20 protein-coding genes are annotated in these 25,939 nt (G+C 36.1%); all 20 read right to left on the reverse strand.

The features are described from left to right. Positions 1 to 149: 149 nt before the first annotated feature. The 20 genes from BCR22_RS07600 to BCR22_RS07695 all read right to left on the reverse strand — a co-directional run bounded on the left by BCR22_RS07600 (position 150) and on the right by BCR22_RS07695 (position 25,879). Positions 150 to 983: an energy-coupling factor transporter transmembrane component T family protein gene (locus BCR22_RS07600; RefSeq protein WP_069654341.1), complete on the reverse strand. Its 834-nt coding sequence runs from the start codon at positions 981 to 983 to the stop codon at positions 150 to 152. Continuing rightward, a complete protein-coding gene (locus BCR22_RS07605; RefSeq protein ID WP_069654342.1) occupies positions 980 to 2,689 on the reverse strand; it encodes an ABC transporter ATP-binding protein in 1,710 nt (569 codons plus the stop codon). Before BCR22_RS07605 ends, BCR22_RS07600 begins: the two co-directional genes overlap by 4 nt. Before the next feature lie 133 nt (positions 2,690 to 2,822). Continuing rightward, the gene (locus BCR22_RS07610; RefSeq protein ID WP_069654343.1) at positions 2,823 to 3,374 is read right to left on the reverse strand and encodes an ECF-type riboflavin transporter substrate-binding protein; all 552 of its coding nucleotides are present in this window, start codon (positions 3,372 to 3,374) and stop codon (positions 2,823 to 2,825) included. 11 nt (positions 3,375 to 3,385) lie between these two features. Then, positions 3,386 to 4,243, reverse strand: a complete 858-nt coding sequence (locus BCR22_RS07615) for an SAM hydrolase/SAM-dependent halogenase family protein (protein WP_069654344.1) — start codon at positions 4,241 to 4,243, stop codon at positions 3,386 to 3,388. A gap of 228 nt (positions 4,244 to 4,471) precedes the next feature. Further along, positions 4,472 to 5,827, reverse strand: coding sequence for a phosphoglucosamine mutase (glmM, locus tag BCR22_RS07620; RefSeq protein WP_069654345.1), 1,356 nt, complete (start codon positions 5,825 to 5,827; stop codon positions 4,472 to 4,474). Between the two features lie 88 nt (positions 5,828 to 5,915). Continuing rightward, positions 5,916 to 7,064 carry a CdaR family protein gene (locus BCR22_RS07625; protein ID WP_069654346.1) on the reverse strand — a complete coding sequence of 383 codons (1,149 nt, stop codon included), beginning with the start codon at positions 7,062 to 7,064 and terminating at the stop codon, positions 5,916 to 5,918. Beyond that, a complete protein-coding gene (cdaA, locus tag BCR22_RS07630) occupies positions 7,061 to 7,948 on the reverse strand; it encodes a diadenylate cyclase CdaA (protein ID WP_069654347.1) in 888 nt (295 codons plus the stop codon). The genes BCR22_RS07625 and cdaA overlap by 4 nt, the downstream gene beginning before the upstream one ends. Positions 7,949 to 8,242: 294 nt before the next feature. Beyond that, positions 8,243 to 11,920, reverse strand: coding sequence for a pyruvate:ferredoxin (flavodoxin) oxidoreductase (gene nifJ, locus BCR22_RS07635; protein ID WP_069654348.1), 3,678 nt, complete (start codon positions 11,918 to 11,920; stop codon positions 8,243 to 8,245). Between the two features lie 216 nt (positions 11,921 to 12,136). Further along, positions 12,137 to 13,141 (reverse strand): DUF3114 domain-containing protein, encoded by a 1,005-nt coding sequence (locus BCR22_RS07640; RefSeq protein ID WP_069654349.1) that lies wholly within the window; start codon positions 13,139 to 13,141, stop codon positions 12,137 to 12,139. A gap of 134 nt (positions 13,142 to 13,275) precedes the next feature. Then, a complete protein-coding gene (locus BCR22_RS07645; protein ID WP_069654350.1) occupies positions 13,276 to 13,584 on the reverse strand; it encodes an antibiotic biosynthesis monooxygenase family protein in 309 nt (102 codons plus the stop codon). A gap of 137 nt (positions 13,585 to 13,721) precedes the next feature. Next, complete coding sequence (gene glnA, locus BCR22_RS07650) at positions 13,722 to 15,062, reverse strand: type I glutamate--ammonia ligase (protein ID WP_069654351.1); 1,341 nt, start codon at positions 15,060 to 15,062, stop codon at positions 13,722 to 13,724. A gap of 43 nt (positions 15,063 to 15,105) precedes the next feature. Beyond that, on the reverse strand, positions 15,106 to 15,489 hold the full coding sequence (locus BCR22_RS07655) for a MerR family transcriptional regulator (RefSeq protein ID WP_069654352.1): 384 nt from the start codon (positions 15,487 to 15,489) through the stop codon (positions 15,106 to 15,108). 195 nt (positions 15,490 to 15,684) lie between these two features. Further along, entirely contained in the window at positions 15,685 to 16,998 is a 1,314-nt protein-coding gene (locus BCR22_RS07660; protein ID WP_069654353.1) for a DUF6056 family protein, read from the reverse strand. 168 nt (positions 16,999 to 17,166) lie between these two features. Then, complete coding sequence (hflX, locus tag BCR22_RS07665; RefSeq protein WP_069654354.1) at positions 17,167 to 18,408, reverse strand: GTPase HflX; 1,242 nt, start codon at positions 18,406 to 18,408, stop codon at positions 17,167 to 17,169. 12 nt (positions 18,409 to 18,420) lie between these two features. Then, positions 18,421 to 19,332 carry a tRNA (adenosine(37)-N6)-dimethylallyltransferase MiaA gene (gene miaA, locus BCR22_RS07670; protein ID WP_069654355.1) on the reverse strand — a complete coding sequence of 304 codons (912 nt, stop codon included), beginning with the start codon at positions 19,330 to 19,332 and terminating at the stop codon, positions 18,421 to 18,423. Positions 19,333 to 19,337: 5 nt separating this feature from the next. Beyond that, complete coding sequence (locus BCR22_RS07675; RefSeq protein ID WP_069654356.1) at positions 19,338 to 20,078, reverse strand: glycerophosphodiester phosphodiesterase; 741 nt, start codon at positions 20,076 to 20,078, stop codon at positions 19,338 to 19,340. Between the two features lie 137 nt (positions 20,079 to 20,215). After that, on the reverse strand, positions 20,216 to 21,181 hold the full coding sequence (locus BCR22_RS07680; RefSeq protein WP_069654357.1) for an NAD-dependent epimerase/dehydratase family protein: 966 nt from the start codon (positions 21,179 to 21,181) through the stop codon (positions 20,216 to 20,218). A 166-nt stretch (positions 21,182 to 21,347) separates the two neighbouring features. Further along, positions 21,348 to 21,863 carry a hypothetical protein gene (locus tag BCR22_RS07685; protein ID WP_069654358.1) on the reverse strand — a complete coding sequence of 172 codons (516 nt, stop codon included), beginning with the start codon at positions 21,861 to 21,863 and terminating at the stop codon, positions 21,348 to 21,350. A 16-nt stretch (positions 21,864 to 21,879) separates the two neighbouring features. Next, positions 21,880 to 24,270: a C39 family peptidase gene (locus tag BCR22_RS07690; RefSeq protein WP_069654359.1), complete on the reverse strand. Its 2,391-nt coding sequence runs from the start codon at positions 24,268 to 24,270 to the stop codon at positions 21,880 to 21,882. Positions 24,271 to 24,454: 184 nt separating this feature from the next. Then, the gene (locus tag BCR22_RS07695; RefSeq protein ID WP_069654360.1) at positions 24,455 to 25,879 is read right to left on the reverse strand and encodes a lipopolysaccharide biosynthesis protein; all 1,425 of its coding nucleotides are present in this window, start codon (positions 25,877 to 25,879) and stop codon (positions 24,455 to 24,457) included. Positions 25,880 to 25,939 lie beyond the last annotated feature (60 nt).

Below are 25,939 nucleotides of genomic sequence, written 5' to 3' on the forward strand. Positions count from 1 at the left end.
CTGTCATCTCTAGTATGACAGGAAATAGCCTGTAGGTCGATCACTTTATTTTCATTCTGTTTGGTGAGGGCGGTAGCCCTCATGAGTGTTTGTCCCAGCCTCCACATGGAATTCATATAAAGATTCGTGTTCTAACTTCTTAAAAACAATCAACTAAACGGATTATAAAATCTTCCGCCATTGACTTTAAATAAGGCAAAACTTATGACAGTTAATAAAACTGCTAAGCCAATAACAAGAAAATCAGAAGCATGAAATGGTCGCTGAGCATACCAAGTCCTTTTCTTTTTTTCCCCAAAACGACGTAGTTCCATTGCCGTACTGATTGTTTCAATTCGATCTAAGCTAGACAAAATCAAAGGAAAAACAATTTGAGCGGTTCCTTTTAATCGTTGCATTAGTTTGCCTTTTTTAGACATTTCAAACCCACGTGCTTGTTGCGCCAGAGAGATATTGAAAAAATCTTCTTGAATGTCGGGAATATAGCGAATTGCCAGAGCCACAGCATAACTAATTTTATAGCTAACACCAATCCGATTTAAACTAGATGCAAATTCACTAGGGTTTGTCGTTAAAAGAAAAATTAGTACCAGCGGTATTGTGCAAAAATACTTTAGAACTAAATTAAATTCATAAAATAATTGCTCTTGTGTTATAGTAAAACGTCCAAGCCCTTCCCAAACAAGCGTTCTAGACTGGTATAAGTCTACCCCATATTCTGGTGCAAAAAGATAAACGGCAATAATGTTCAGTAATGAAAATACAAAAATAAATTTTACAACAAATGAAATCTGGTGCCACTTAATATTTGATAACTTAAATAAAACGAGTGAAAATACCGTCATACCAATCAAAAAACGCGTATCATATGTGGTCATACATGCCACAGACAATAAAATCAAAAAAATTAATTTAGCTGTTCCATTCAATTTATGAATCATTGTATTATCAGGAATATAACCTAACATTTGATGTTCATTCATTTCAAACGCACCTCCTGATCATAAGTCATAAAGTTTTCTGTAAACAAAAAGGGATCGTCCAAACCTAAATGTTGAGCAAAAGTAAATAAGCTTGTTTCTTTCAATGATGCACGCTCCACTAATTGGGAATTAGTCAATACTTTAACTGGCGATGTATCTGCGATGATTTTGCCATCATACAAGACTATTGCTCGCTCTGTATATTCCAACATAAGATGCATGTCATGAGTAATCATCGCAATGGTGACTCCACGTTCATTGAGCTTTTCTAGAAATGTCATCATTTCAGTATAATGTTTAAAATCTTGTCCCGCCGTTGGTTCATCTAAGATGATCATTTCAGGTTCCAGAACTAAAATCGCAGCAATGGTGACTCTTTTTTTCTGACCAAAACTAAGCGCTGAAATTGGCCAATTGCGAAATGAATACAAGCCACAGATTTTTAAAGCTTGTTCAACGCGTTCCTTGATTTCTGCTTCTGGCATGCCTTTCAAGACCAATCCTAAAGCAACTTCTTCAAAAATCATTTTCTTTGAAATCATTTGGTTCGGATTTTGCATGACAAAGCCAATCTTATCTGCTCGTTCTTTAATTGAAAACTGAGTAAAATCTTCGTCTGACCAAGTCATTTTGCCTGATTGCGGTGTAACAAAACCACAGATTGCTTTACTTAAAGTGGATTTACCAGCACCATTTTTCCCAACGATACTCAGCATTTCGCCACGATTGAATGTAACCGAAACATCATTTAAAACATATTGATCCTTTCGATTATATTGGTACATAATAGTTTCCAATTTCAATAATGGTTGTAACGTTTCTTGCTTGGGTATTTGAGCTGGTTTTTTCATCCATTTTTCCATTTGTAGTTTTAAGTCAGGTGCTTGGACTTTTTCAATGTCAGCCAAATATTGAACTGTTTCCAAATCTACGCCTGCATATTTCATTGCTGTCACATAAAGTGGTTCTCGAATTCCTTGTTCCGTTAATATATCTGTTTTGAGCAGCTCATCTGCAGGTAAATCGGCGACAACTCGCCCATCGTTAAAAACAATCACACGATCAACCGAACGATATAGAACATCTTCCAGACGATGCTCGATAATCAAAACCGTCGTTTCTGTCTTTTGATGGATTTCTTCAATCAATGCAATTGTTTCTTTACCAGCTTTAGGATCTAAATTCGCAAGTGGTTCATCAAATAATAAAATCGGTGCTTCATCGATCAACACACCAGCCATCGATACTCGCTGTTTTTGTCCGCCTGATAAATCTTGCGGCCGATGCTGTAAAAAATCATTCAATCCAACGATTTTAGTCCAATGATCGACTTCTTGTTTCATCTTACTTTGCGATACTTCGTCGTTTTCTAAAGCAAATGCAACATCTTCTCCTACTGTTAATCCGATGAATTGACCATCTGTATCTTGCAACACTGTCCCAACGTCAAAAGATAACTCAAATAGACTTGTCTTTGTTAATTCTTTATCCCTAATCGTAACATTTCCAGTTATTTCGCCCTCATAGCTATAAGGAATCAGTCCATTGATACATTGGGCAAAAGTTGATTTGCCACTACCACTTGGACCTACGATCAAGACTTTCTCCCCTTCATAAATCGTTAAATCAATACTATGTAATGTAGGTTCAGCCTGACTATGATATTGGAAAGTAAAATTGTCAAAAGTTATCAGTGGTTTCTTCATCGATGACGCTCCCTCATTCTATGTAAAAAAGGACAAGAAAAGGCTGTTCAGCTTTAAAAATCAAGCTTGCTTTTTCTCGCCCTTAATTTTATTTCAGAAATTATATTTATGCTAATTTCATTTTACTACATAATCAATCTTTTGTTAAACTACCTTTTTTAGTCCGCGTTGCAGCATACGCTGCCATCAACAATGTACCGATGATTCCTACTGCAATAATATTTAATACAACGGCAATCACACCTTGTGTATAGACTTTACTAGCAGGTTCACTGTAAATCAATACATCTAATGTCGGTGCAATCAATCCCCAAACAACGGCATTTCCAATCACTTGATAAATATTAAAATAAATAATGTCTTTTTTATTAAATTCGCCGTGTATAAGATCGATTTTCCTTCCTGCTAAACCATACACCACTCCTATAATACCAGAACAAATGATCCAACTCCACCATGCACTGCCATATGTTGTAAAGTCTTTTAGCGTATGACCAATCAGCCCAATCAAGCCACCTGCAACCGGTCCAAAAATAACAGAAATCAGTGCTAAAAATGGGTAGGCTGTCTCTAAGTTTGTATTAGGAAAGCCTGTTGGAATCACCACAAAACGCCCTAAAATTACGAATACAGCTGATCCGATACCAATTGCCACAATTGTTTTTACTGAAAAATCTTTTTTCATATTCCCTACTCCTATTCAAAAATGATCTTCGGTGCTTTTCTTAATCGGATCGTCCAATCCGTTCCAGTACCAATGTGGTAGAGTTTAGAAAATGAGTCTTGATTGACTGCTACACCAATATTTACTAATGAATTTACATAAACTAAAGGTTCCCCAATATTAACATCTGCGAAAGATTTAGCAAATTTCATAATATTTTGATACACTTTTTTCCCTTGATGATAGATTGTTACTTGTAGCTGGTCACCATGAACAATCTTTTCTTCCTTCATAAACGCCAATGGAATATTGGTCCATAAGGAACCAAAACGGATATCCAAAACATCGATACTGCCTTCTAAAATATGTTGATCATGCTTTGCTTCAATCAACGGTAACGCTTCAATAGAATCAATCGCAACAGTCTTACCTAATTCCTCAAAAGAAATTTCCTCACTCGCTAAGCGCGCTCCATTGTATGCATAAATATCTCTGCCATGAAACGTATGACTTTCTTCTGAATGTGGTAAACGACTCGTTACTTCGTCAATTGCACGAATCTCTTCAATTCCTTGATAATGAGAAATATGCGTTAACGAACCATTATCTGGAGTAATAATATAATGCCCCGAATTTGTTTTCGCTACGATGCTTCGTCTTGTACTGCCTACCCCCGGATCAACAACAGAGACAAAAACACTGCCTTTTGGCCAATATTTCACTGTCTGATACAAACGATAAGACGCTGCCCAAATATCATAAGGAGGAATTTCATGAGTCAAATCGCCAATGATGATCTCATCACTTACCATATGAGCAACACCATACATTGCACTTACTGCGCCATCACCAAGCCCAAAATCTGTTTGTAAAACTAAATAGTTCCCCATTTAATCTCCCTCTCACTAATTATTCTATTCATCATTTTTTACGAACGAACAGGCTGACCACTGATTATTTCACTATCAATTCTCAAACATAGTACCTTTTTATAGTAGTTCTGTCAATAATATTATCGAACAATCACCTACTTTCAGCAACGATTATTCGTCCTTTATAAAAACAGAAAAATAACCTGATACATTTTCCATGTATGCAGGTTATTCTAAAAAAGATTATCATCCTATGCCGATTTCAGCTTTCACGACTTCTGCGATTTTATCTACATAATAATCCACTTTTTCTTGTGTTGGTGCTTCTGCCATCACTCGTAATAAAGGCTCTGTCCCAGAAGGACGAACTAATATACGACCATCGCCATTCATTTCTGCCTCCATTAAGTCAACAATTTCTTTGATTGCTGGAACTTCCATTGCACCATGTTTATCAGTTACACGAATATTCACTAATTTTTGTGGATAAACAGTTAATTCTGACGCTAACTCAGATAATTTTTTCCCAGTTTGTTTCATAACATTCAATAACTGAATACCGGAAAGCATGCCATCACCTGTTGTATTATAATCTAAGAAAATCATATGTCCTGACTGTTCTCCACCAAAATTATAATCATTTTTACGCATTTCTTCCACAACATAACGGTCACCAACTTGAGTGATTACATCTTTCATACCAGCGGCTTCCACTGCTTTGCGGAAACCCAGATTACTCATAACGGTCGTGACGATCGTATCTTTTTTCAAACGATTTTTTTCGGCAAGGTATTTTGCGCAGATAAACATGATCTTGTCTCCGTCAACAATATTTCCTAATTCATCCACTGCAATAATTCGATCACCATCACCATCGAATGCAAGACCCACATCAGCGCCTTTTTCAACAACCATTTCAGCTAACTTTTCTGGATGTGTAGACCCTACACCATCATTGATATTCAAACCATTAGGACTTGTACCCATTGTGTAGAAATCAGTTTCTAAGTCAGCGAATAAACGGTTGACAGAAGTTGCCGTTGCTCCATTTGCGGCATCGATACAAACCGTTAAACCAGATAAGTCACCTGGTATCGTTTGAACGAGGAATTGAGAATATTTCAATAAGCCTTCAGGAAATTCATCCAATGTACCTAAGCCTTCAGCTGAAGGACGAGGTAAATTATCTTCTTCTGCATCTAATAACGCTTCAATTTCAAGTTCTTGATCGTCCACTAATTTAAAGCCATCTGCCCCAAAGAACTTGATCCCATTGTCTTCTGCTGGGTTATGAGAAGCTGAAATCATGACACCAGCTGACGCTTTTTGTAATCTTGTTAGATACGCAACGCCGGGTGTTGAAATAACACCTAATTGAAATACCTCGATCCCAACAGATAAAAGACCTGAAATCAACGCCTGCTCTAATAATTGACCTGATATACGTGTATCACGACCGACCAATACTCTTGGACGACGTGTAGAATCTTCATGTTGACTTAAAACATATCCGCCAAAACGGCCTAATTTGAATGCTAATTCTGGTGTTAATTCCTTATTTGCAATTCCTCTAACACCATCTGTTCCAAAATATTTACCCATCATAACTCTCCTTCTACTTACTAAGCTAGCCTCGATTATTCTTATGAGGTGTCCTCAATAGAATAATGGGTTTTCTTAGTCAATCAACTTAATTTGCAGGAACTGAACTACTCCCATTTTCCAGATCATCTTCAGTTGTACTTTCAATGCTAGACGAACTCGACGAGCTTGATGTACTAGAGGAACTTGTTGTTTTTTCACTGGAAGGCACAGACGTTGGGACCGATCGACTCGAACTTGATGTCGTTGTGCCTTGTCCGCTAGTTCCAGAAAAACTTGTACTTGTTCCTGCAAAGACTGGATTGATCGTCACTTCTACTTCCTCAGGTGAAACAATATACTCTGTATTTGTCGGTATTTTTATTTTTTGTTTGGTTGATGATTTTATATTACTTATGTCAACTGGTAACTCTATTGTATCAATTGCATCTAAAACAGATTTTGTTCCTCTAATTTCCACTTTTTGTTCTGAAAGATTAAATGTGAAATTCTCAACCCCTGTTGGTGGTGAGCCAGTTGGACTGATCGTAAGACCCACTTCTTTTGAAGGTAAGGTCAAATCAACAACGACTTTTACTTGAGGTGCTGGATTTTCAATACTTAACACTTGTCCTTTGCTATCAATTGCTTGAACATTGACCGTTTGCTTGATCGTATCAACCGATTGTTTGACATTGGACAAGGGAGCAATAACACGTGTAATCGCTTTGGCAGTCTCTTCTCCCGTTGTGATTTCAACAGTTTTAGGACTAACCGCAATTTTCTCTACTTTGTAGCCTTCTGCCTCAATCGATTCTGGTAGTTGCGCTTCAACATCGAACGATTTTGTTACTTTGTTCTCTACCGTTACAGTAATCGTTTTAGGCTCGATTTCAGCTGTTACTGCCGTACTCAATCCTTTAACTCGCAATTGGATTTCTGATGTCCCAATCGGTGTTTTGGTCAAATCAGCCACGACTTGAAAGTTTCTTGTATCTTCATTTGCTTCTAAATTCAGTTGAATTCGATTGGCACTACTTAAATGAACATTGACAGTTTCTTCATAACCAGACACAAAATACTTATCTTGGTCATATTCTAATTGAACAGGAATGTTATACAACATTTCATCATAAACTTGGCTCCCACCTGTTATATCGGATAAATTCCCTGATGCATTGGCATTAAAAAATAATAACAAAGCAAAAAGTAACGCTAATAATCCTGAGAACCAATTGCTTTGATAGGGGATCTTCATTTCTTTTTCGCCCCTTTCGATACACCTTCAATAAAGTGTTGCAAAAGATTCTTTTTATCCTTGCGTTCTTCTTTTGGCACTAATTCTGCTCGAAGAATTCTCAGGTATTCTTCCTGTGTCAATTTAGGAATCAGATCATTATTCAAAGTGAGACTGACATCCCCTGTCTCTTCAGACACAATGATGGTCACAGCATCACTAACTTCACTGATACCGACGGCCGCTCTGTGACGCGTCCCAAATTCTTTTGGAATCAAGTTACTTTCAGACAACGGCAGGTAGGCACTTGCTACAGCGATTTTTCCTTGTTTCACAATCACTGCTCCATCATGCAATGGCGTATTGGGAATAAATATATTGATTAGCAATTCTCCTGTGATATCGGCATCTAAAGGAATCCCCGTTTCAATATATTCATCTAGGCCAGTATTTTTTTCCACTGTGATCAGTGCACCGATTTTTCGTTTCGACATATACTGAATGGCTTTATCAAAAGCAAGAATCATTTTTTCGTCTTCCTGCTGTTCAGATCTGCTTGCACGGAAAAATGAACTTCTTCCTAAATGCTCTAAGCCTCGGCGGACTTCTGGTTGAAAGATCACAACTGCAGCAATCACACCATACATGATAACTTGGTTCATCAGCCAGGACAGTGTATGGAGTCCAATGATCTCACTCAGTATTCGAATCACAATGAAGACTGCGACCCCTTTTAACAATTGGACAGCTTTTGTCCCTTTGACAAGCATGATCAATTTGTAGACGAGGTACCATACTACCAGAATATCTATAATATTGATGATATAATCACGCGACAAGAAATCTGATGAGATCAATTGCCGCCAATAATTCAAATCAAATAATTGACTAAGTTGAAAAGACATCATAAACCTCACTTCTCTCTGAAGATTTCTTAATAAGTATACCATAATCTTTTGCTTGGTTACAGGATGAGAATGAACGATAGAAAAATTTAAACAAAATAAACGGAACGGTGACAAAACTCTTTGAATTTTATTAACCTCACCTTGAATTAAAAAAACGGTGTGAAAAAGTCAGGTTCGTCGACAATTTCCTAAAAACCGCACAATACATAAAACGCATTGTACGGTTTTTAGTCCAATTGCTTGAACCTAAACGACTTTTGTCACAACCTAATTCTAAAATAAAACACGTTATTATTCTTCTACTTTCCCTCGTTTTGCAGCACGTTCTGCCCGTCTAGCCGCTCTTCTTGCTTCGGCTTCTGGATCAACTACTCGTTCTTTTTTGATACGAGGTGCTTTTTCACTCACAGCTTCATCCGTTGTTTTTTCTAATTTTGCTCGAATTTTTTCTTCTTGACCTGCCATACGAGCATAATTGTAAAATCGATTTTTTGCATCCTCGACTGTTTTCTCAAAAAGTTGACCAGCAAATTCAGGCTGTGTAGATTCTAATGATGAAAAACGAACTTGTTTACGCATAAATTCTTGCATCGTATCAAAATTTGGCTTTTTATAATCTAAGGTCATTGGATTTTTTCCTGATTCTCTCAATTCTGGATTATAGCGATACAACGACCAATATCCTGAATGAACAGCTTCTTTGGCTTCTTGTAAGGTTTTACTCATTCCGCCTGCTAAGCCATGTGTGATACAAGGTGTATATGCGATAATAATCGATGGTCCCGGGAAGCGTTCTGCTTCTTCTAAGGCTTTGATCGTCTGCATTTGATTCGCACCCGAGGCAATTTGAGCTACATAAACGTTACCATACGTCATTGCCATCATGCCTAAATCTTTTTTAGACACGTACTTTCCACTAGCAGAGAATTTTGCGATGGCAGAAGCAGGGGTTGCTTTTGATGTTTGACCACCGGTATTAGAATACACTTCATTGTCTAAAACCAACATATTCACATCTGCTCCACTTGCAAGAACATGGTCGATTCCGCCATACCCAATGTCATAAGCCCAACCATCTCCACCGATCATCCATTGACTATTTTTCACAAATAAATCATGATCTGCATAAATTGCTTCTAGTAATGGTTGCCCATTTTTCTCGTCGATCAAAGCAGCTTTCAGTTTTGCGGCACGTTGTTGTGTGCCTTCACCAGTATGCATATGATTGATCCAATCTTCCATTAACAACGCTAACTCCGATGAAGCACTCTTCATTGCCTCACTCATCTTCATCGCTAAGTGTTCTCGACGGGTTTGACTGGCTAAAAGCATTCCGTAACCAAATTCAGCATTATCCTCTAATAATGAGTTAGACCAAGCAGGACCTTGTCCTTCATCATTTGTTGTATACGGAGAAACTGGTGCTGCTCCGCCCCAAATAGAAGAACAACCAGTAGCATTGGCAATCATCATCCGATCACCAAACATTTGAGTCAATAATTTCACATAAGGCGTTTCGCCACAACCAGAACAAGCACCTGAAAATTCCAATAGCGGCTTATTAAATTGTGATCCTAAAACGGTATTTGGTTTGGCTGGATTTTCTTTTTGCTTCAACGTCATGGAGAATGCCCAATTCATTGCTTGCTCTTTTTGCTCTTCGTATGGTTTCATTACTAGAGCTTTGCCTTTTGCTGGACAAGCATCTACACAAAGACCGCAACCAGTACAATCTTCTACTGAAACTTGGATTCGGTATTTTAGGCCATCCGCACCGCGCATTTCTCTGACAATATACCCTTCAGGTGCTTCTCCCATTTCTTCATCATCTGCCAAAAATGGACGAATCGCGGCATGTGGACAAACAAATGCACATTCGTTACACATTGTACAACGATCACTATTCCATTCTGGCACTTCAACAGCAATTCCGCGTTTTTCCACAGCTGTTGTCCCAAGTGGCATCCGACCGTCTGTCATATCATTTTTGATAAACGCACTCACCGCAAGCTCATTTCCTTCTTGGCGATTGATTGGTTCTACGATTTCATGTATATAATCCGTCACATTTTCTTTGCGTACTCTTGGTTTTAATTCAATAGTTTTCCAAGTGGCTGGCACTTTGACCTTATGCAAAAGCGCCACTGTCCGTTCGATTGCCTGAATATTTTTTTCAACAACGGCCATTGATTTTCTAGAGTAGCTTTTGAAAGCTTCTTCTTTTAAGATCGGTAATACTTCCTCAAACGGCATGATAGCAGCTAATTTAAAGAAAGCCGTTTCCATTGCCGTATTGATTCGACCGCCTAAGCCAACTTCACTGGCTAGTTTAACAGCATTGATCGTATAAAAATCAATTTCATTTTCAGCTAAGTAGCGTTTTAGTTTATTTGGTAAAAAGCGTTCTAATTGCTCATCATTCCAGACGGTATTAAGTAAAAAAGTTCCGCCCTTTTTCAATCCTTTAACTAAATCATACGTATTTAAATACGCAGCAGTATGGCATGCCACAAAATCAGCATGTTCGATCAAATAAGTTGAACGAATCGGTGTTTCGCCAAAACGTAAATGAGAAACCGTTAGTCCACCAGATTTTTTTGAATCGTAGTAAAAGAATCCTTGCGCATATTTATCCGTATGATCCCCAATAATTTTGATGGCCGACTTGTTTGCTCCAACAGTTCCATCTGAGCCAAACCCCCAGAATTTTGCCTGATATGTTTTTGGGTTGGTCAGATCGAGTGCTTCACCGCAATCCAATGAGGTGTAGGTCACATCATCTACAATTCCGATCGTAAAACGACTTTTTGCCTCTTTCTTATCTTTTAACAGCTCATCATAAATCGCAACGATTTGATTCGGCAACACATCTTTTGAGCCTAATCCGTACCGTCCTCCAATGATCATCGGACGCAAATCAGATTCATACATCGCACTTTGTACATCTAAAAGTAAAGGCTCACCGCCCGCGCCTGGTTCTTTTGTACGATCCATCACGCCGATTGCTTTCACTGTCTTAGGCATTTTTTCCAAGAAGTTTTCTATCGGGAAAGGACGATACAAATGAATATTTAAGAAGCCAACTTTTCTACCTTGCTTTGTTAAGTGATCAATTGTTTGTTCGATTGCTTGAGCAGCTGACCCCATAGAAACGATTACTTCTTCTGCATCTTCAACACCATAATAAGTAACTAAATCGTAGTTTGTCCCTCTCAAGGCATTGATTTCATTCATATAATGTTTCACAACAGTTGGAATCTGTTCATAATAACGATTGATTGTTTCACGTTGTTGGAAATGGATATCTGGATTTTGGTTCGTTCCGCTAACTGAAGGATGATTGGGGTTCATACTTCTACTACGAAAATCGCTTAATTTTTTTTGATCTAATAAAGGAGCTAATTCTTCATAGTCCAGTACTTCGATTTTTTGAATTTCATGACTTGTCCGAAAACCATCAAAAAAGTTTATGAACGGGACACTTGATTCAATGGACGCTAAATGCGCGACGGCTGATAAATCCATGACTTCCTGGACGCTACTTTCACATAACATAGCAAATCCTGTCTGACGAGCAGCCATAACATCTCCGTGATCACCGAAAATATTCAACGCATTTGTTGTCACAGCTCGACTTGCTACATGAAAGACTGATGGAAGCAACTCTCCAGCAATTTTGTACATGTTCGGTATCATCAATAATAATCCTTGTGAAGCAGTATATGTAGTGGTTAATGCGCCTGTCTTTAGCGATCCATGGACCACTCCAGCAGCTCCTGCTTCTGATTGCATTTCAACAATTTTAACAGGTTGTCCGAAAATATTTTTCTTTCCCTCAGCCGACCACTGATCTACAAGTTCGGCCATCGTTGAGCTTGGTGTAATTGGATAAATAGCGGCTAATTCAGTAAACGCATATGAGATGTATGCAGCAGCTGTATTTCCATCCATCGTCTTCATTTTTCGCATTATCTAGTCATCATCCTTCTATCTAAAAGTAGAATAGTTGCACGCATATTCTTCTCTATTATAACGGAAGCCTCCCTATTTTAAAACAGTTTGTGAAAATATTTCACAAAGTTTATTGATTATTTCGCTTTTCCACTTTAGAATATACCGAATTTTTGTGAAAAAGAAACAAGTTGGGACGGAAATCTCAATTTTCGTTACTCTTTATTTTATATTTTAATTCTTATTCTTTTTACCTTTGTATTTGAATCTTTTTTCAGATAATCTCCTAATCAATTGATAAAATCGATTATCAGTTGGCGAAATCCAATATCGTTTGAGTTGATTCCGCTTTTGCGTGTCGAAATATCTAGGAGGGGTTCCATCTAATTTATCGTGTGTATGAAAGGGATCAAATCTGGGGCGCTCGCCATAGTTGAAAGATTCTCCGTTTGCGATTGCACATTCTAAATAGTCTTTTTCTTCGCTTTCTGCTTTCCATTGACTTAATAACTGACCTTGTTCATCTAAAATAAATTCACTATGATAATCACCAGATAGCATTTTTCGATAGAAACCTCGTTTTCTGATTTTTTTTACTAATCCTTTATTTGTAAGAGTTCTACTTCGTTTTTGAAGATCAACCGTCGATATCTCTACATCTAAATGAGCGCGATTATGATACTGAGGATCAGCATAAAACCAATTATTTTTAAGAATCATTTTTATGGCTGCTTCATCATTTTTCAAACTATTTCTTCTTTTATACCTTTCCACATATTCAATAATACATTTATCTAATCGGTTTCTAAATTGATGAATTTTTGTTTCGTTTGCGTATTTTTTCTTAAGGATTATTTTGGATAATTTTTTATCTATTTGTGTAATGACCAACCCATTTGGATACGCACGTTGGACTGCTTTTGAGTAGCTATCGAAAAAAGGAGCTCCTGGAGGCATTTGATCGTAAAATTTATATTCAGAGGATTCAAAGTGTAAATCACCTGACTCATTTAGATACCCCCCCAAATGATCGATAACGAGTAAAACCTTTTCTTCATCAGAAAGCTGGCTTTTGTCAAACATTTCAGTATAGATTTCAGAACCAACTAAAAAAACCATCTGATCAACGTTCAGTTTATTTTCGTTTTTATTCATTATGTATACGCGCAGAGCCGCTTTATCCCACCCATGTTGTTGAAGTTTTTCAAACATCGTTGGAGTAAAATTCGATTTTTTCATTACTGTTCTCCTTAATAGTTGTTTCCCTTCTACTATACCTGCTTTTTTATGAAAGTTACACTTATTTGAACAGACTCGAAGTATAAAAGAAAAGAATCCAAAGCAACTAAATTCACCTTAGACTCTTATATTTTTTAAGCAGAAACTTCATAGCTCTTTCTGATTTTTTCTATGACGATAGACGGTGTAGCTTCTTTATTTTGATGTGCCTCTCGATGCTCTTGTAAATGCTCTGGACGTTTTAACCAGTTTTGGAAATCTTTTTTACTCTGCCATTTAGATACCAACATAAACTCACACGTATCTTTATTTTCTGTATACCAACATTCACTTGATATACAACCTGGAAACTCTAACATTGAAGCGACATCTTTCCCTGTTTTAGCATCAAATCTTTCTTTTCCTTCTTTTTTTATAATAAATGTAACAGTTTGAACGATCATGATTTCCACTCCTTTTCAAGTCCAATTGATAACGATTCTCACTTATAAGTATAGCATACTTTGTACTCATTAACTGAACAATATAAAAAAAGGGGCTGAAACATCACTCTACGAGTCACATCCCAACCTCACGATTCTTAGTATAATTCTAAATATTGTTCTCTTTCCCATTCCGAAACAGTTTGACGGAAAGCAGCCCATTCCATACGTTTCGCTTCAACAAAGTTCACATAAATATGCTCACCTAATGCATTGATCATTACATCATCTTTACGTAATTCTTTAATAGCATTGTGCAGCGTTGAAGGTAAATCATGTATTTGTGCTTCTTTTCGTTCTTCTTCGTTCATCACGTAAATGTTACGGTCAACCGCTTGTGGTGGATCGATTTCATTTTTGATTCCATCCAATCCCGCTTGTAAAAGTGTTGCCATTGTTAAATATGGATTTGCTGATGGATCAACAGAACGTAATTCTAAACGAGTAGATAACCCACGTGATTCCGGAACACGGACTAACGGCGAACGATTGCGTCCACTCCAAGCAACATATACCGGAGCCTCATATCCTGGTACCAAACGTTTATATGAATTAACAGTTGGATTACAAACCGCTGTATAAGCGCGAGCATGTTTCAATAATCCACCAAGGAAATGATACGCCGTTTGACTTAATTGCATTAGACCATTTTCATCAAAAAAGACATTTTCTTCGCCTTTAAATAAAGACATATTGCAGTGCATCCCCGAGCCGTTGATGCCATATAAAGGTTTTGGCATAAAAGTTGCGTGCAAGCCATGTTTTCTAGCAATTGTTTTAACGACTAATTTAAAGGTTTGGATGTTGTCACAAGCTTCGATAACATCTGCATATTTAAAGTCTATCTCATGTTGACCAGGCGCTACTTCATGATGTGACGCCTCAACTTCAAATCCAAGACTTTCTAACTCAAGAACGATATCTCTACGACAATTTTCACCAAGATCGGTTGGCGCAAAATCAAAATAGCCACCTCGATCATTTAAATCAGTTGTGATTTTACCATCTTCATCTAATTTGAATAAGAAAAATTCTGGTTCAGGCCCAAGATTGAATGAAGTAAAGCCTAGTGATTCCATATCCGCCAAGGCTCGTTTTAAATTGCCACGAGGATCTCCAGCAAACGGTGTACCATCTGGATTATAAATGTCACAAATCAAACGAGCAACTTTCCCGTGTGTGCTCTCCCATGGAAAAACCATCCATGTCGATACGTCTGGATACAAATACATATCACTTTCTTCAATTCTCACAAAACCTTCAATAGAAGACCCATCAAACATCATTTTATTGCTTAGTACTTTGTCTAATTGACTCACTGGAACTTCCACATTTTTGATTGTTCCCATAATGTCTGTAAACATTAATCGTAAAAATCGAACATTTTCTTCATCGGCTATTCGTTTGATATCTTCTACTGTGTTTTGTTTCTTCTTCATTGTCTTCCTTCACGTCCTTCATTTTTTGTGTAAAACTCAACTGTTACAATTTGGGTACTCTGGATTGGAATGGATTTTGTTGAGTAAGCCCACCTTGAGAAATAAGTTCATCATATAGAATCTTTCGAACATCTTCATCTGTCAGCGGTTTATTTGATTCTTGCGCATGCATTTGCTCTTCCAACTTCATTTCATAAACGCGTTTGATACCTGCCATATTTAGACCATCTGACAAATAATCTTTGATCTCCAGTAATACATCAATGTCATTCAGTGAATACATACGTCGATTCCCTTCACTTCTTTCAGGATGAATCAAATCTTGCTCTTCATAATAACGGATTTGACGTGCTGATAAGTCAGTCAGTTTCATAACTGTACCAATTGGAAAAACTGACATCGATCTTCTCAGTTCCTTCTCTCTCATATCCACCCCCCTCTCTTAGTTAAATATAGGATATCAATACTTTTTTCCGTTGTCAATGATTTATGTTAGGTTTTCTAACATAAAAATAAAAAATAGCGCAAAATACAGCTATAACAAGGAAATTTCAGTTAATTCGTACGAAAATGAAAAAAGGCATCGTGAACAATACCTTTTTTCATTTACTTCTATTTCTATTCAGTTTAGAAAAAGTACACAGAATAAATTGATCACAGGTATAAAGCAGGCATAAAACACTATTCGCTTGTTTGCATGTTGACTGCCATTCTCTTGAATTTGTTGATAAAGTAGGAATAAATTGATCAATAAAAATACTGAGGCACACATAAAAACTCTAGCCCCTGAAGCGTACATTGTCGGTGAAAACCACATCATTATGGATGAAAATAAGGCCGCACTATAACTTAGACCAATAAATATTTTTTGTTTTGCAACAGATATAGACAACGCAATCACTAAACCAAAAAACAGCCCCCATAACAGATAAGGCAAAATAGCATTCATGAACGTCCCACTCAAAAAATTACCGAATTTGAAAGAATTAATCCAATTTCCTTCATTAATAAGTTGAAAATTGGTAACTCTATCAGGAAAATTATAGGTCAGTAATACCAAAAATAATGTATATCCTATTCCTATTTTAGCTAGTAATTTGGAGGAATCAAGCACTAGAGAAACCACAAGTATCAAAATGAATAGAAGAAATAACTTCGTCTGCCACCCTTCAAATAACCAAGTACTTCCTCTCAACACTCTTGCCATTGGTGACAAATCACTAAAATCTGGCATCCACAATTTAATTTCCTGTTGCATTCTAAGTTTATTTCCCGGAGCTAAAAACATAAATAAAAATCCCGTTACAAAAAATGCTGTTGGAATATAAAGATAATAATGCTCTTTTCCTTTCTTTATTACTATTGCCACATGATAAATTAAGACTACACCTATAACACAAAGAATCAGCTGCTCATTCGAAAATGAAAAAACAAATGCAGGCAATAAGTATAACCAAATCGCCGTTTTTTGATTTCTAAAGAAATGATCTGCATAAGGAATCAGTGCAAACAGCCCTAATGCTAATGGCCATAAATAATTGACTGCGCCCGTAATCCAAAAAATGGCATCTTTCATAACCCAGATATTGATAAATCCAAGTGATAAAAATGCAACTAAAAAGTTCTTACGATCAACAGTTCCAACAAATATCCGCACTAAAGAGTAACTAAATAACATCCAGGCACACGCACTGATCAGATGATGAATAAATAAAGGAACCAAGAAAATCAGATACAACATCGCTTCTGGAAATAGCCGGGCAGACCAATTATTGTAACGCCATTGAAGAAATCCAACAAAACTATACTCTTCAGAAATTTTCATAAACCAACCGTCGTCTGATCCCAAGTCTACGTTAAAATTCATAAAATATAAAACTGCTAAAACAAACAAACCAACATAAAAGAAAGAATTACTTTTAATAAACTTTTGCAAATCCAGATACCACCTTAACCTCTCATTTTGTATTTAGTATATCATTACACAAATCAAATAACTACAGCAAATAAAGAAAAAAACTGAGTAAGAAAACCACTAAATAGGTTCTCCAACTCAGCTCTTTACTTTTTCCAACAATCTACACACAACAATAAACCTCGTTATTTAATCGTCTAACTCCCGCGTCCATTTAGAGTTATTTTTAGCAAAGCCTTTAACATGATACGCATTTGCCTCTTCTTCAAATGATTCTGATAACAACAGAGTATGGCGTTTCAATTCACTTAATTGTTGCCCTTGGTTTGATGGTATATCAAACTCATATGGAACCAATAATTCCATCATTTTTTCTCTAACAGCTTTTGTGAGTTCTTCTTTCCCTAAAGTACTTTTAGCTGACACTAATATGTTAGGAAATAAAGTTGGAATAAAGTCAGATTCGTCGATTTGATCACTTTTATTGTAAACAGTCAAAACCGGAAGTTGCTCTAAATCTAAATCATTTAATAATTCAACAACTGTTTGTTCATGTTGTAAACGATCTTCCGCACTGGCGTCGACTACATGTAATAACAAGTCCATACTTCGGCTTTCTTCCAGAGTTGATTGAAAGGCTTCGATCAACTGTGTCGGCAAATCTTGAATAAAACCGACAGTATCTGTCAGCGTTACGATCATTCCTTGAGGTAACTGCCATTTTTTTGTTAACGGATCTAACGTAGCAAATAATTGATCTTCAGAATATGTGCCTGCTGTTGTTAGCAAGTTTAAAATTGTTGATTTTCCTGCATTCGTGTAACCAATTAAACCAATTTGAAATAAATCTGATGATTGCCGTTTTTGCCTGCTTCGCTCACGGTGAGCTGATACTTCTTTCAATTCACGCTTGATTGCGATAATTTTATTACGAATATGCCGGCGATCTGATTCCAGTTTGGTTTCCCCAGGACCTCTAGTACCAATCCCACCACCTAAACGAGACAATTGTTTCCCTTGTCCAATCAATCGAGGAAGCAAATAATTTAACTGCGCTAGCTCAACTTGTAATTTTCCTTCTTTTGATCGTGCCCGCATCGCGAAAATATCTAAAATCAATTGTACCCGATCAATTACTTTGACACCAACAGCTTCAACAATCAATTGATTTTGCCGTGGTGTTAACTCATGATTAAAAATAACGATATCTGCTTCATACGCATCAACTAACTGTACTAATTCTTCAACTTTCCCCTTACCAATCACTGTCTGTGAATCAATTCGAGGACGCTTTTGTGTCAATGAAAAAACAACTTCTCCTTCAGCAGTTTTAGTTAAATTTTTCAATTCTTTCATAGATCCTTCAAATCGAGTGTAATTTCCCTCTGTTTCTACGCCCACTAAGATAACCTTTTCTGCTATTTTATCCATTTTTTATCCTTCCTAAGAATCCAGCCATTTTTCTATTTCCTTTTCTAACTTTAAAATAGTATCAGGTGTTTGTACTAAGTCCCACCAGCTGGCATTCATGCGGTTTCTAAACCAGGTCAATTGCCTTTTCGCATATCTTCTAGAATTTTGTTTTACTTGATCAATTGCTTCTTCTAAAGACTCTTTCCCTTCAAAATAGGGGAAAAACTCTTTATAGCCTATTCCTTGAATCGATTGTTGTGTCTGCCTGTTATAAAGTAACTCAGCTTCTTTTAAAAGCCCTTGTGTCATCATTATATCCACACGCATGTTGATTCGATTATAAAGTTCAGCTCGGTCCGTTTCTAATCCAACCAAGAAATAATCATATAATCTTTTTGGTTTTTCCTTCGGAGTTAAAATACTGAATCCCGTTTTATCAAACACTTCAAGTGCTCGAATCACTTTTTTACGGTTGTTGAAATGGATACTTTCAGCTGCTTGGCTATCTTTTTCTTGCAATAAATTCCACAAGTATTGATTTCCATGTATTTCAGCAAATTGCTCATATTTCTCACGAATTTCAGTCGATTCATCTTTGGCACCTAATTCAAAGTCATATAACAATGCTTGAATATACAGTCCTGTCCCACCAACAACAATTGGCAATTTTCCTTTTTCTGTTATTGCATCGATTGCCAGACGTCCTTCTTTTTGAAAATCTGCTACAGAGTATGTCTCAGATAGTTCACGACAATCAATCAAATGATGCAAAATACCTTCACGCTCTTCTTCCGTCACTTTTGCTGTGCCTATATCTAATTGTCTATAGACCTGCATTGAATCACCGCTAATGATTTCTCCATTTAACTTTTTGGCTAACTCAATACTTAAAGAGGTTTTTCCAACTGCTGTTGGTCCTGCGATTACTAATACTTTTTTCAATTTTTTCATCCTTTATTTTGTATCAATTTGCGTATTTGCAATGCCTTAGCTGGATAGTCTGTATGAATTGCGGTCAAATGATGACGAAAGCAATGTGTCATAGTGTCTTCTTCGTTGACAGTCCACGGACGAATTGCTTTTGGAAAATCTGCCAAATCATCCAAATGGTCGAATACCCAATCTATTTTAGGATGGATTCCTTCAATAAACTTTGATTGAAGCGCTCGTGTCTCCTCTTTTTCTGACAGTCTAAATACGGAAGCAATGTTTTGATTTTGTTCAATTTCCCAGATTTTCTCCAAACTTTTAAAATAAAAGCTTGAATACATATATTCAAAAGGCCAACACTGTGACTTCATGAGCTTAACAATTAGCTGTTCGATTCCTTCATAATGGATTTTATCTGTTTTGATTTCAATATTCAGTAAACCTTGAAAATTCTCTTCTTTAAGCAGCATGACTACTTCTTCTAAAGTAGGAATTTCTTGAATCATCGGATTTTTTTGGAACCAACTACCGGCATCGTATTGTTTTAATTCTGTTAAGGTTAAACTACCAACCTCCCCATAACCATTGGTTGTACGATCAATCGTTTCGTCATGGATCACCATCAGTTGGTTGTCTTTTGATAACTGCACATCTAGCTCGATTCCATCAGAACCAACTAAAACAGCTTCTTTAAACGCAGCTAAAGTATTTTCTGGATGGGTTCCTTTGCTACCACGGTGGGCGATTATTTTTGTCATCGTTCTCCCTCCAATCGACATCATTGTATCATTCCTAAGAATGAGTATCAAACAATTAAAAAGATTTTATTCGTTCAAAAAAACAGACGAGAATCTCTCATCTCGCCTGTTTCAGTCGTTTATTGAATCAATCAGATTTAGATATCTTTGTCAAAGTTACCAAGTTCGTAAGCAACATACTTTTCAAGTCCTGACTTGATAGTGTATTTAGGCTGATACCCTACAGCTTTTACTTTCGAAATGTCTGCAAGAGAATGTTTGATATCTCCAGAGCGTTCTCCTTCATACTGAATCGGTAAATTCACTTGTAAAAAGTTATCTACAATAGAAACTAATTCATTCAAGCCGATCGCTTCACCTGTACCAATATTATAGACTTCGCCTAACGTATCTTGTGAATGTGCAATGATATCCAATGCTTGAACAACATCCTCGATAAAAACAAAATCTCTTGATTGCGTCCCGTCACCAAACATTGTAAACATTGTTTCTTCCTTATTTAACACTTTCTTATAGCGATCCATCATAATCGATATAACACCTGAATACGGTGATTCAGGATTTTGTTTTGGTCCATAAACATTAAAGAAGCGTACCGCACTCGTTGGGACATCAAACAAGTGATAGTAATCAACAACATATTTTTCCGCAGCAAACTTATCGATTGCATAAGGTGTTAAGGGTCTAATAACAGATTCTTCTTTTTTAGGTAATGTTGGTTCATCACCATAGACTGCAGCTGATGATGCAAATAATAATCGTTTTAAGCCAAACTGATTAGACTTTACTAACTCTAACAATTGAAAAACACTATCAAAGTTTATTTGATGCGTTTCTAAAGGTCGTTCGACAGAATCAGCTACACTTGCGATAGCAGCCAAATGAAAAATATATTCAAACTGCGTATCTGTTAACACTTTTTCCATCAATGTAGAATCTGTCACGCTCCCTTCTATAAAACAAAGATTCGCAGACTCATCTAAATTACTCTTACTTCCCATTGATAAATCATCAATAACAGTGACTTTATGATTTTTACTGTAAAAATTAGCTAAAGTAGAACCAATGAACCCTGCTCCACCAGTGATTAATATATTATTCATTTATCAGTAACTCCTAATTTTAGATAGAATAAAAAACTTACTTTCATAACCTCTTTAGTTTATCACGGTTTTTTAAAGAGGTCTACTTTAATTACAAAAACTAGCTGTCCTAGAAGACAGCTAGTCGATTTTCCCCTCAATCAATCTGCTATGAAAGAAGATTAATTTATTTCTCTTTTGCAATCTCAACCACCGATTTTTTTTCTTTTTTCGCTTGTTTTATTAGATCGATAATCTCGTTATTATGCATCTTATCAGGATCGATATTTGCCGCTTTTAACTCCTCGCGAGCTTTGTCGATTTCAGCTTCATCGATGCTTTTATCTGGTTGATCTTTTAAATATTGAGAAATAGATTGACCATTTTTCTTTATTGCTGACCTCATTGTCTGAATTTCTTGATCTGTAAATAATGTACTATCAAAGCCAGCTTGCTCAATTTCTTCTCTATACTTCATTAACTCTTCCACACTAAGAGTGACTTCTTCATAGCTATAAGATACTTCAGTTTCACTAGAATAATCGATAACTTTTGACTTGTCAAAATTGTTTGCACTTGAAGATGTACTTGTCTCTAAGTCCTGATTTTTCGTACTTTTTTTGTCATTCATTTTAACAAAAATTATGATGCCTATTATTAAAATGATGATGCAAAATAAAAACATTAGTCTCTTATTTTTCATTTATTTGTCCTCTATTCTACTTATCAATAGAAACAGCCATTTTATTTGGGCTATAAGAAAGTGCTAAAGTTCCTTCACTTACCCACATCGTTCCATAAATTGGATCTGTCACATGGAAACTATTTCCATCAAAACCAGTCACTAACCAAACATGTAAATTAGCAACTTTTAAAGAACCATAATACGTACCGTCTATTCTAGGTGCCGCTAAATAAGGGTAGGTTCCCCAAACGACAATTGGATTTCCTTTCATCAATTCTTCTTTGAATTGACCTGTATCAACACCACTGATATCTCTTGAATTAGGTGCATATCGTTTAGCATATGGTGTAAAGGCTCTTGGATAAATCGTGTGGAAGCCGTATTTATCTGTTGGGCTTCCATTAAACCCTTCATGCGGATTTCCCCAAGAAGGAACTTTAGGAACCGCATTGGTCACTTGATGCACATTCTGTCCATGTGTAGCCCCTAAATATTCTAATGCCATGTATAAAGAAAATTCTTCACAGCCGTTCGGATACCCCATGGTCATTTGATTATAGTATGGAACATCCATAAATGTTTTTTGTCCTTTATTTGTTGCTGTTACGATATTTTTTCCTGCTGTCACATAGCCGTAAGGTGTTTCTAAAATAGGATAACCATTCTTATCTAATACTCTTCGTTTAACATTGATCACTGTTCCAGCAGCGATATCATTGCCTCTTCTTAGTGATCTATCTGTATAGTAGTGTCTTGTTTTCAGTTCGATTCGTTTGGGCGCATCCATGTAATAGTTTCCCAATCCAGAAGGAGCTTTTTTATAATTATTTGAAATTGTTGGCCCTTTAGACATTTTTTTGACTAAGACAATATCAAATGCTTCCATTCTAAAACGGTAACCAGACGTACCACTGATACCCGCATTTTTATTCCAACCTAACCAACCAAAGTATTCTGCATGTGTTCGATAATAAACATCAAAATGTTTAGCTAGTTCCCCAGTTAAACGAACATCGTATGCTTCAATTCGTTTCGACTCACCTGTTGTTCCACTTAATTGATTGTTAGAAACATAATTTTGCCAGCCTTTGTCTTGCACATGGCTTCTATATTCAATTCCACCAGTAACTGGAGCATTCTCAACTCTTATTTTGATTGCTTCTACTCGCTTACTTTGTCCCATCGAACCATTTGTTTGACCATTTTTGCTTGGAGGTTGCCAACCTTTGTCTTGTACATGACTTTGATAAACGATGTCAGGTTGCTTAAATTTTACAAAATACTTAGTTTTAGCCCCTGGAATTGTCAGACCTTTTTTTACTAATTTAACTTCTATTGATTCTAACTGATAGCTAAAGCCTGATGTTCCTGCATTTTGGCCATTACTTGCCCAATCTAACCAACCGAAATTTTTTGCATGCACACGATAATAGACATCAAAATGCTTTGCAAGCTCGCCCGTTAGGCGAATACTTAATGCTTCCATTCGTTTTGATTGCTTCATCGTTCCTGTAATTTCGTTATTAGAAACGTAATTTTGCCAACCGATGTCTTGTACATGACTTCTATATTCGATTCCACCGGTAACAGGTAAGTTATTAACTGCTATTTTCATAGCTTCCATTCGTTTTGATTGACCCTTTGTACCACTCATTTGTCCATTTGATTTTATATCTTGCCAGCCAATATCTTGTACATGGCTTTGATAATTTACATTTGGCTTTTTATATTGTACTGAAGGACGTTTTGTAGAGCCTGGTGCTGCTTGACCTTTTTCTTTTAATTGAATTTGAATTCCTTCAATTTGATATGAAAAAGCCATAGTTCCGGCACTTTGTCCATTTACTGCCCAATCTAGCCAACCAAAATTTTGAACTTGAACTCTATAATAAATATCATAGTTCGCTTTTAACGAATCCGTCAGTTGAATTTGAATTGCTTCTAATCTTTTACCTGCTATTCCACTGATTTCGTTAGCGGAAACATAATTTTGCCACCCAACATCTGATACATGTGCACGGTATTGGATACCACTTGCAGTTGGTTCTATTCCTTCGATTCCAATTTTAATCGCTTCAATTCTTTTATTTGGAAAAGAACTGCTTCCACCATTTGCTTGACCTACTTGCCAACCTATTTTTTCATTATAGATTGAATAGGATAACTTTGGCTGTTCGCTTCTTAACTCGGTTGTTTCTGTAGTATCTGTTGTTATTCTTTTTTCAGCGCTTTCATTACTACTTGAATCCAATTCGCTTGATTGTACTTCAGTATTTTCTATTACCTTTTCTGAACTTTGTTCAATGAATTGACTTTCACTTGTATTTTCAGAATTATTTACTTTATCCTCTGCTAATACCAAAGTTGGCATAACCATTAAACTCGTCATAATACCAACTAACAAATAACCTAAATTCTTTTTCAATTATTCCACCCCTTATAGTTGAATAATTTAATTGTAGCAAAGTTATTTCTTTTTGTCCACAATCTCTAAAAGACTATTTGTAATCTATTTGAAACAATTAAAAAATAGAAAATAATGCAAAATCTAAAAATAAATTTGCATTATTCTCTATTGAATTTAGCGAACGACTTATAGTCATTCATTACTAAGTTCCCTTTAGTAACCTCCGAAACTCTCTTAAACTTCTTGTTATTTTTTTGTAACTAAATAAAAGATATATTAAATAACATACTCCATAAACCGCAGTGCTTACAAAACTTCCTCCGAATAATACGTTACTAAGTATAAACAAAATAGTTAAAAGAGTTTCAAAAATCATCGATTTTTTAATATGGATATTCATCGATTTACACAAGAAAAATTCTGCAAAATTACAACGGAAAGCTAAACTTATCAATATAAGTCCAACTGCCCAAGTCAAGTTGCCTAGACCAAAAATAATTATAATTGATAAAATTAACGATAATGATAAGGTTGTCACATTAACAAATAAAATCGTTTTTTCTTTTCTTAATGTTTTTAGATAGGTATTGATCAGTAAGGACATTCTACCTTCATAAATGATGATTGGGAATAATATTCCCATGAATTTCAAGCTCTCTGCATAATCAGGAAGCCATAATGAAAGTACAAATTTAGCAGGAACATAAAATAGCAAAATCGCATAGGTGATTGGCACAAACAAGTCTCTTAAAGTAACAAACAAAGCTGGCAATTTTTGCTGATTCGTTCTCCTTAATAACGGAAACATAACTACTCCAACTGCATTAACAAATGTTAAAAACATATTGGAAATACTAAGCGTAAACGATAATTTACCAAAAGTTTCAATCGTCCATTTCTTTTCTACAAAGAAGCGAATCGTCCCAATAATTAGCATACTTGCAACACTACTAAGCATTAATTTACTACCAATGTTGATATTATCGACTATTTCAGGCAAGATTTTTTTTAAACTCACTATTTTCAAGTTCAGCATATCTCTGATTCGATACATTCCCCAAATCGTCATGATCAATCTAGAAAGAATATCCATAACGATTAGCCAGAAAAAGTTACGTCCTCCTAAAAGGAAATAACCGCCAATCAACATTACATATAGATATCGATCACTTCTAGATAACTGCGCATACTCTTTAATACGATTCGTAGATTGGAAAATATACAAAATAAAGGTTTTAGCTATCGTTACTAATGAAACAACTGCAGTGAGCAGTATAATCACCATCTTATTTCCTGGAGTCATGAAAAACAGTGCCCAAAAAATTACAAGCGAGGAAACAATGCACTCAAAAATAGCTAAATACCAAAACTGAGACCCTAAATTTCTTTTGTCAAGCTCCTCATATTCTTCTCCACCAATTTTTAAATAAATACCGTCGATCCAACCTAAGTGAAAAAAACCGACATATGAAGAATAAAATACATACAATTGCCAATAACCGTATTCTCTAACCCCTAAAAGTTTAGGTACAAATAGGTTTAAAAGAATTGAGATACCCAAAGTAGCAAAATTAGCCGCAACTGTATAATATAAATTTTTTATGACTGATTTAGCTTTTTCATTCATGATAGGTCCCTCGAATTTCATTATTTATTTTCACAATTAAAATTGTCATTTAACAGAAAA

It is taken from the genome of Enterococcus plantarum, from assembly GCF_001730295.1.
GTDB lineage: Bacteria > Bacillota > Bacilli > Lactobacillales > Enterococcaceae > Enterococcus_L > Enterococcus_L plantarum.

Excerpts from the sequence above, each read along its gene's own strand:
- BCR22_RS07600 (WP_069654341.1), bottom strand. The coding sequence starts at position 983 with ATGAATGAACATCAAATGTTAGGTTATATTCCTGATAATACAATGATT.
- BCR22_RS07605 (WP_069654342.1), bottom strand. The coding sequence starts at position 2,689 with ATGAAGAAACCACTGATAACTTTTGACAATTTTACTTTCCAATATCAT.
- BCR22_RS07610 (WP_069654343.1), bottom strand. The coding sequence starts at position 3,374 with ATGAAAAAAGATTTTTCAGTAAAAACAATTGTGGCAATTGGTATCGGA.
- BCR22_RS07615 (WP_069654344.1), bottom strand. The coding sequence starts at position 4,243 with ATGGGGAACTATTTAGTTTTACAAACAGATTTTGGGCTTGGTGATGGC.
- glmM (WP_069654345.1), bottom strand. The coding sequence starts at position 5,827 with ATGGGTAAATATTTTGGAACAGATGGTGTTAGAGGAATTGCAAATAAG.
- BCR22_RS07625 (WP_069654346.1), bottom strand. The coding sequence starts at position 7,064 with ATGAAGATCCCCTATCAAAGCAATTGGTTCTCAGGATTATTAGCGTTA.
- cdaA (WP_069654347.1), bottom strand. The coding sequence starts at position 7,948 with ATGTCTTTTCAACTTAGTCAATTATTTGATTTGAATTATTGGCGGCAA.
- nifJ (WP_069654348.1), bottom strand. The coding sequence starts at position 11,920 with ATGCGAAAAATGAAGACGATGGATGGAAATACAGCTGCTGCATACATC.
- BCR22_RS07640 (WP_069654349.1), bottom strand. The coding sequence starts at position 13,141 with ATGAAAAAATCGAATTTTACTCCAACGATGTTTGAAAAACTTCAACAA.
- BCR22_RS07645 (WP_069654350.1), bottom strand. The coding sequence starts at position 13,584 with ATGATCGTTCAAACTGTTACATTTATTATAAAAAAAGAAGGAAAAGAA.
- glnA (WP_069654351.1), bottom strand. The coding sequence starts at position 15,062 with ATGAAGAAGAAACAAAACACAGTAGAAGATATCAAACGAATAGCCGAT.
- BCR22_RS07655 (WP_069654352.1), bottom strand. The coding sequence starts at position 15,489 with ATGAGAGAGAAGGAACTGAGAAGATCGATGTCAGTTTTTCCAATTGGT.
- hflX (WP_069654354.1), bottom strand. The coding sequence starts at position 18,408 with ATGGATAAAATAGCAGAAAAGGTTATCTTAGTGGGCGTAGAAACAGAG.
- BCR22_RS07675 (WP_069654356.1), bottom strand. The coding sequence starts at position 20,078 with ATGACAAAAATAATCGCCCACCGTGGTAGCAAAGGAACCCATCCAGAA.
- BCR22_RS07680 (WP_069654357.1), bottom strand. The coding sequence starts at position 21,181 with ATGAATAATATATTAATCACTGGTGGAGCAGGGTTCATTGGTTCTACT.
- BCR22_RS07685 (WP_069654358.1), bottom strand. The coding sequence starts at position 21,863 with ATGAAAAATAAGAGACTAATGTTTTTATTTTGCATCATCATTTTAATA.
- BCR22_RS07695 (WP_069654360.1), bottom strand. The coding sequence starts at position 25,879 with ATGAATGAAAAAGCTAAATCAGTCATAAAAAATTTATATTATACAGTT.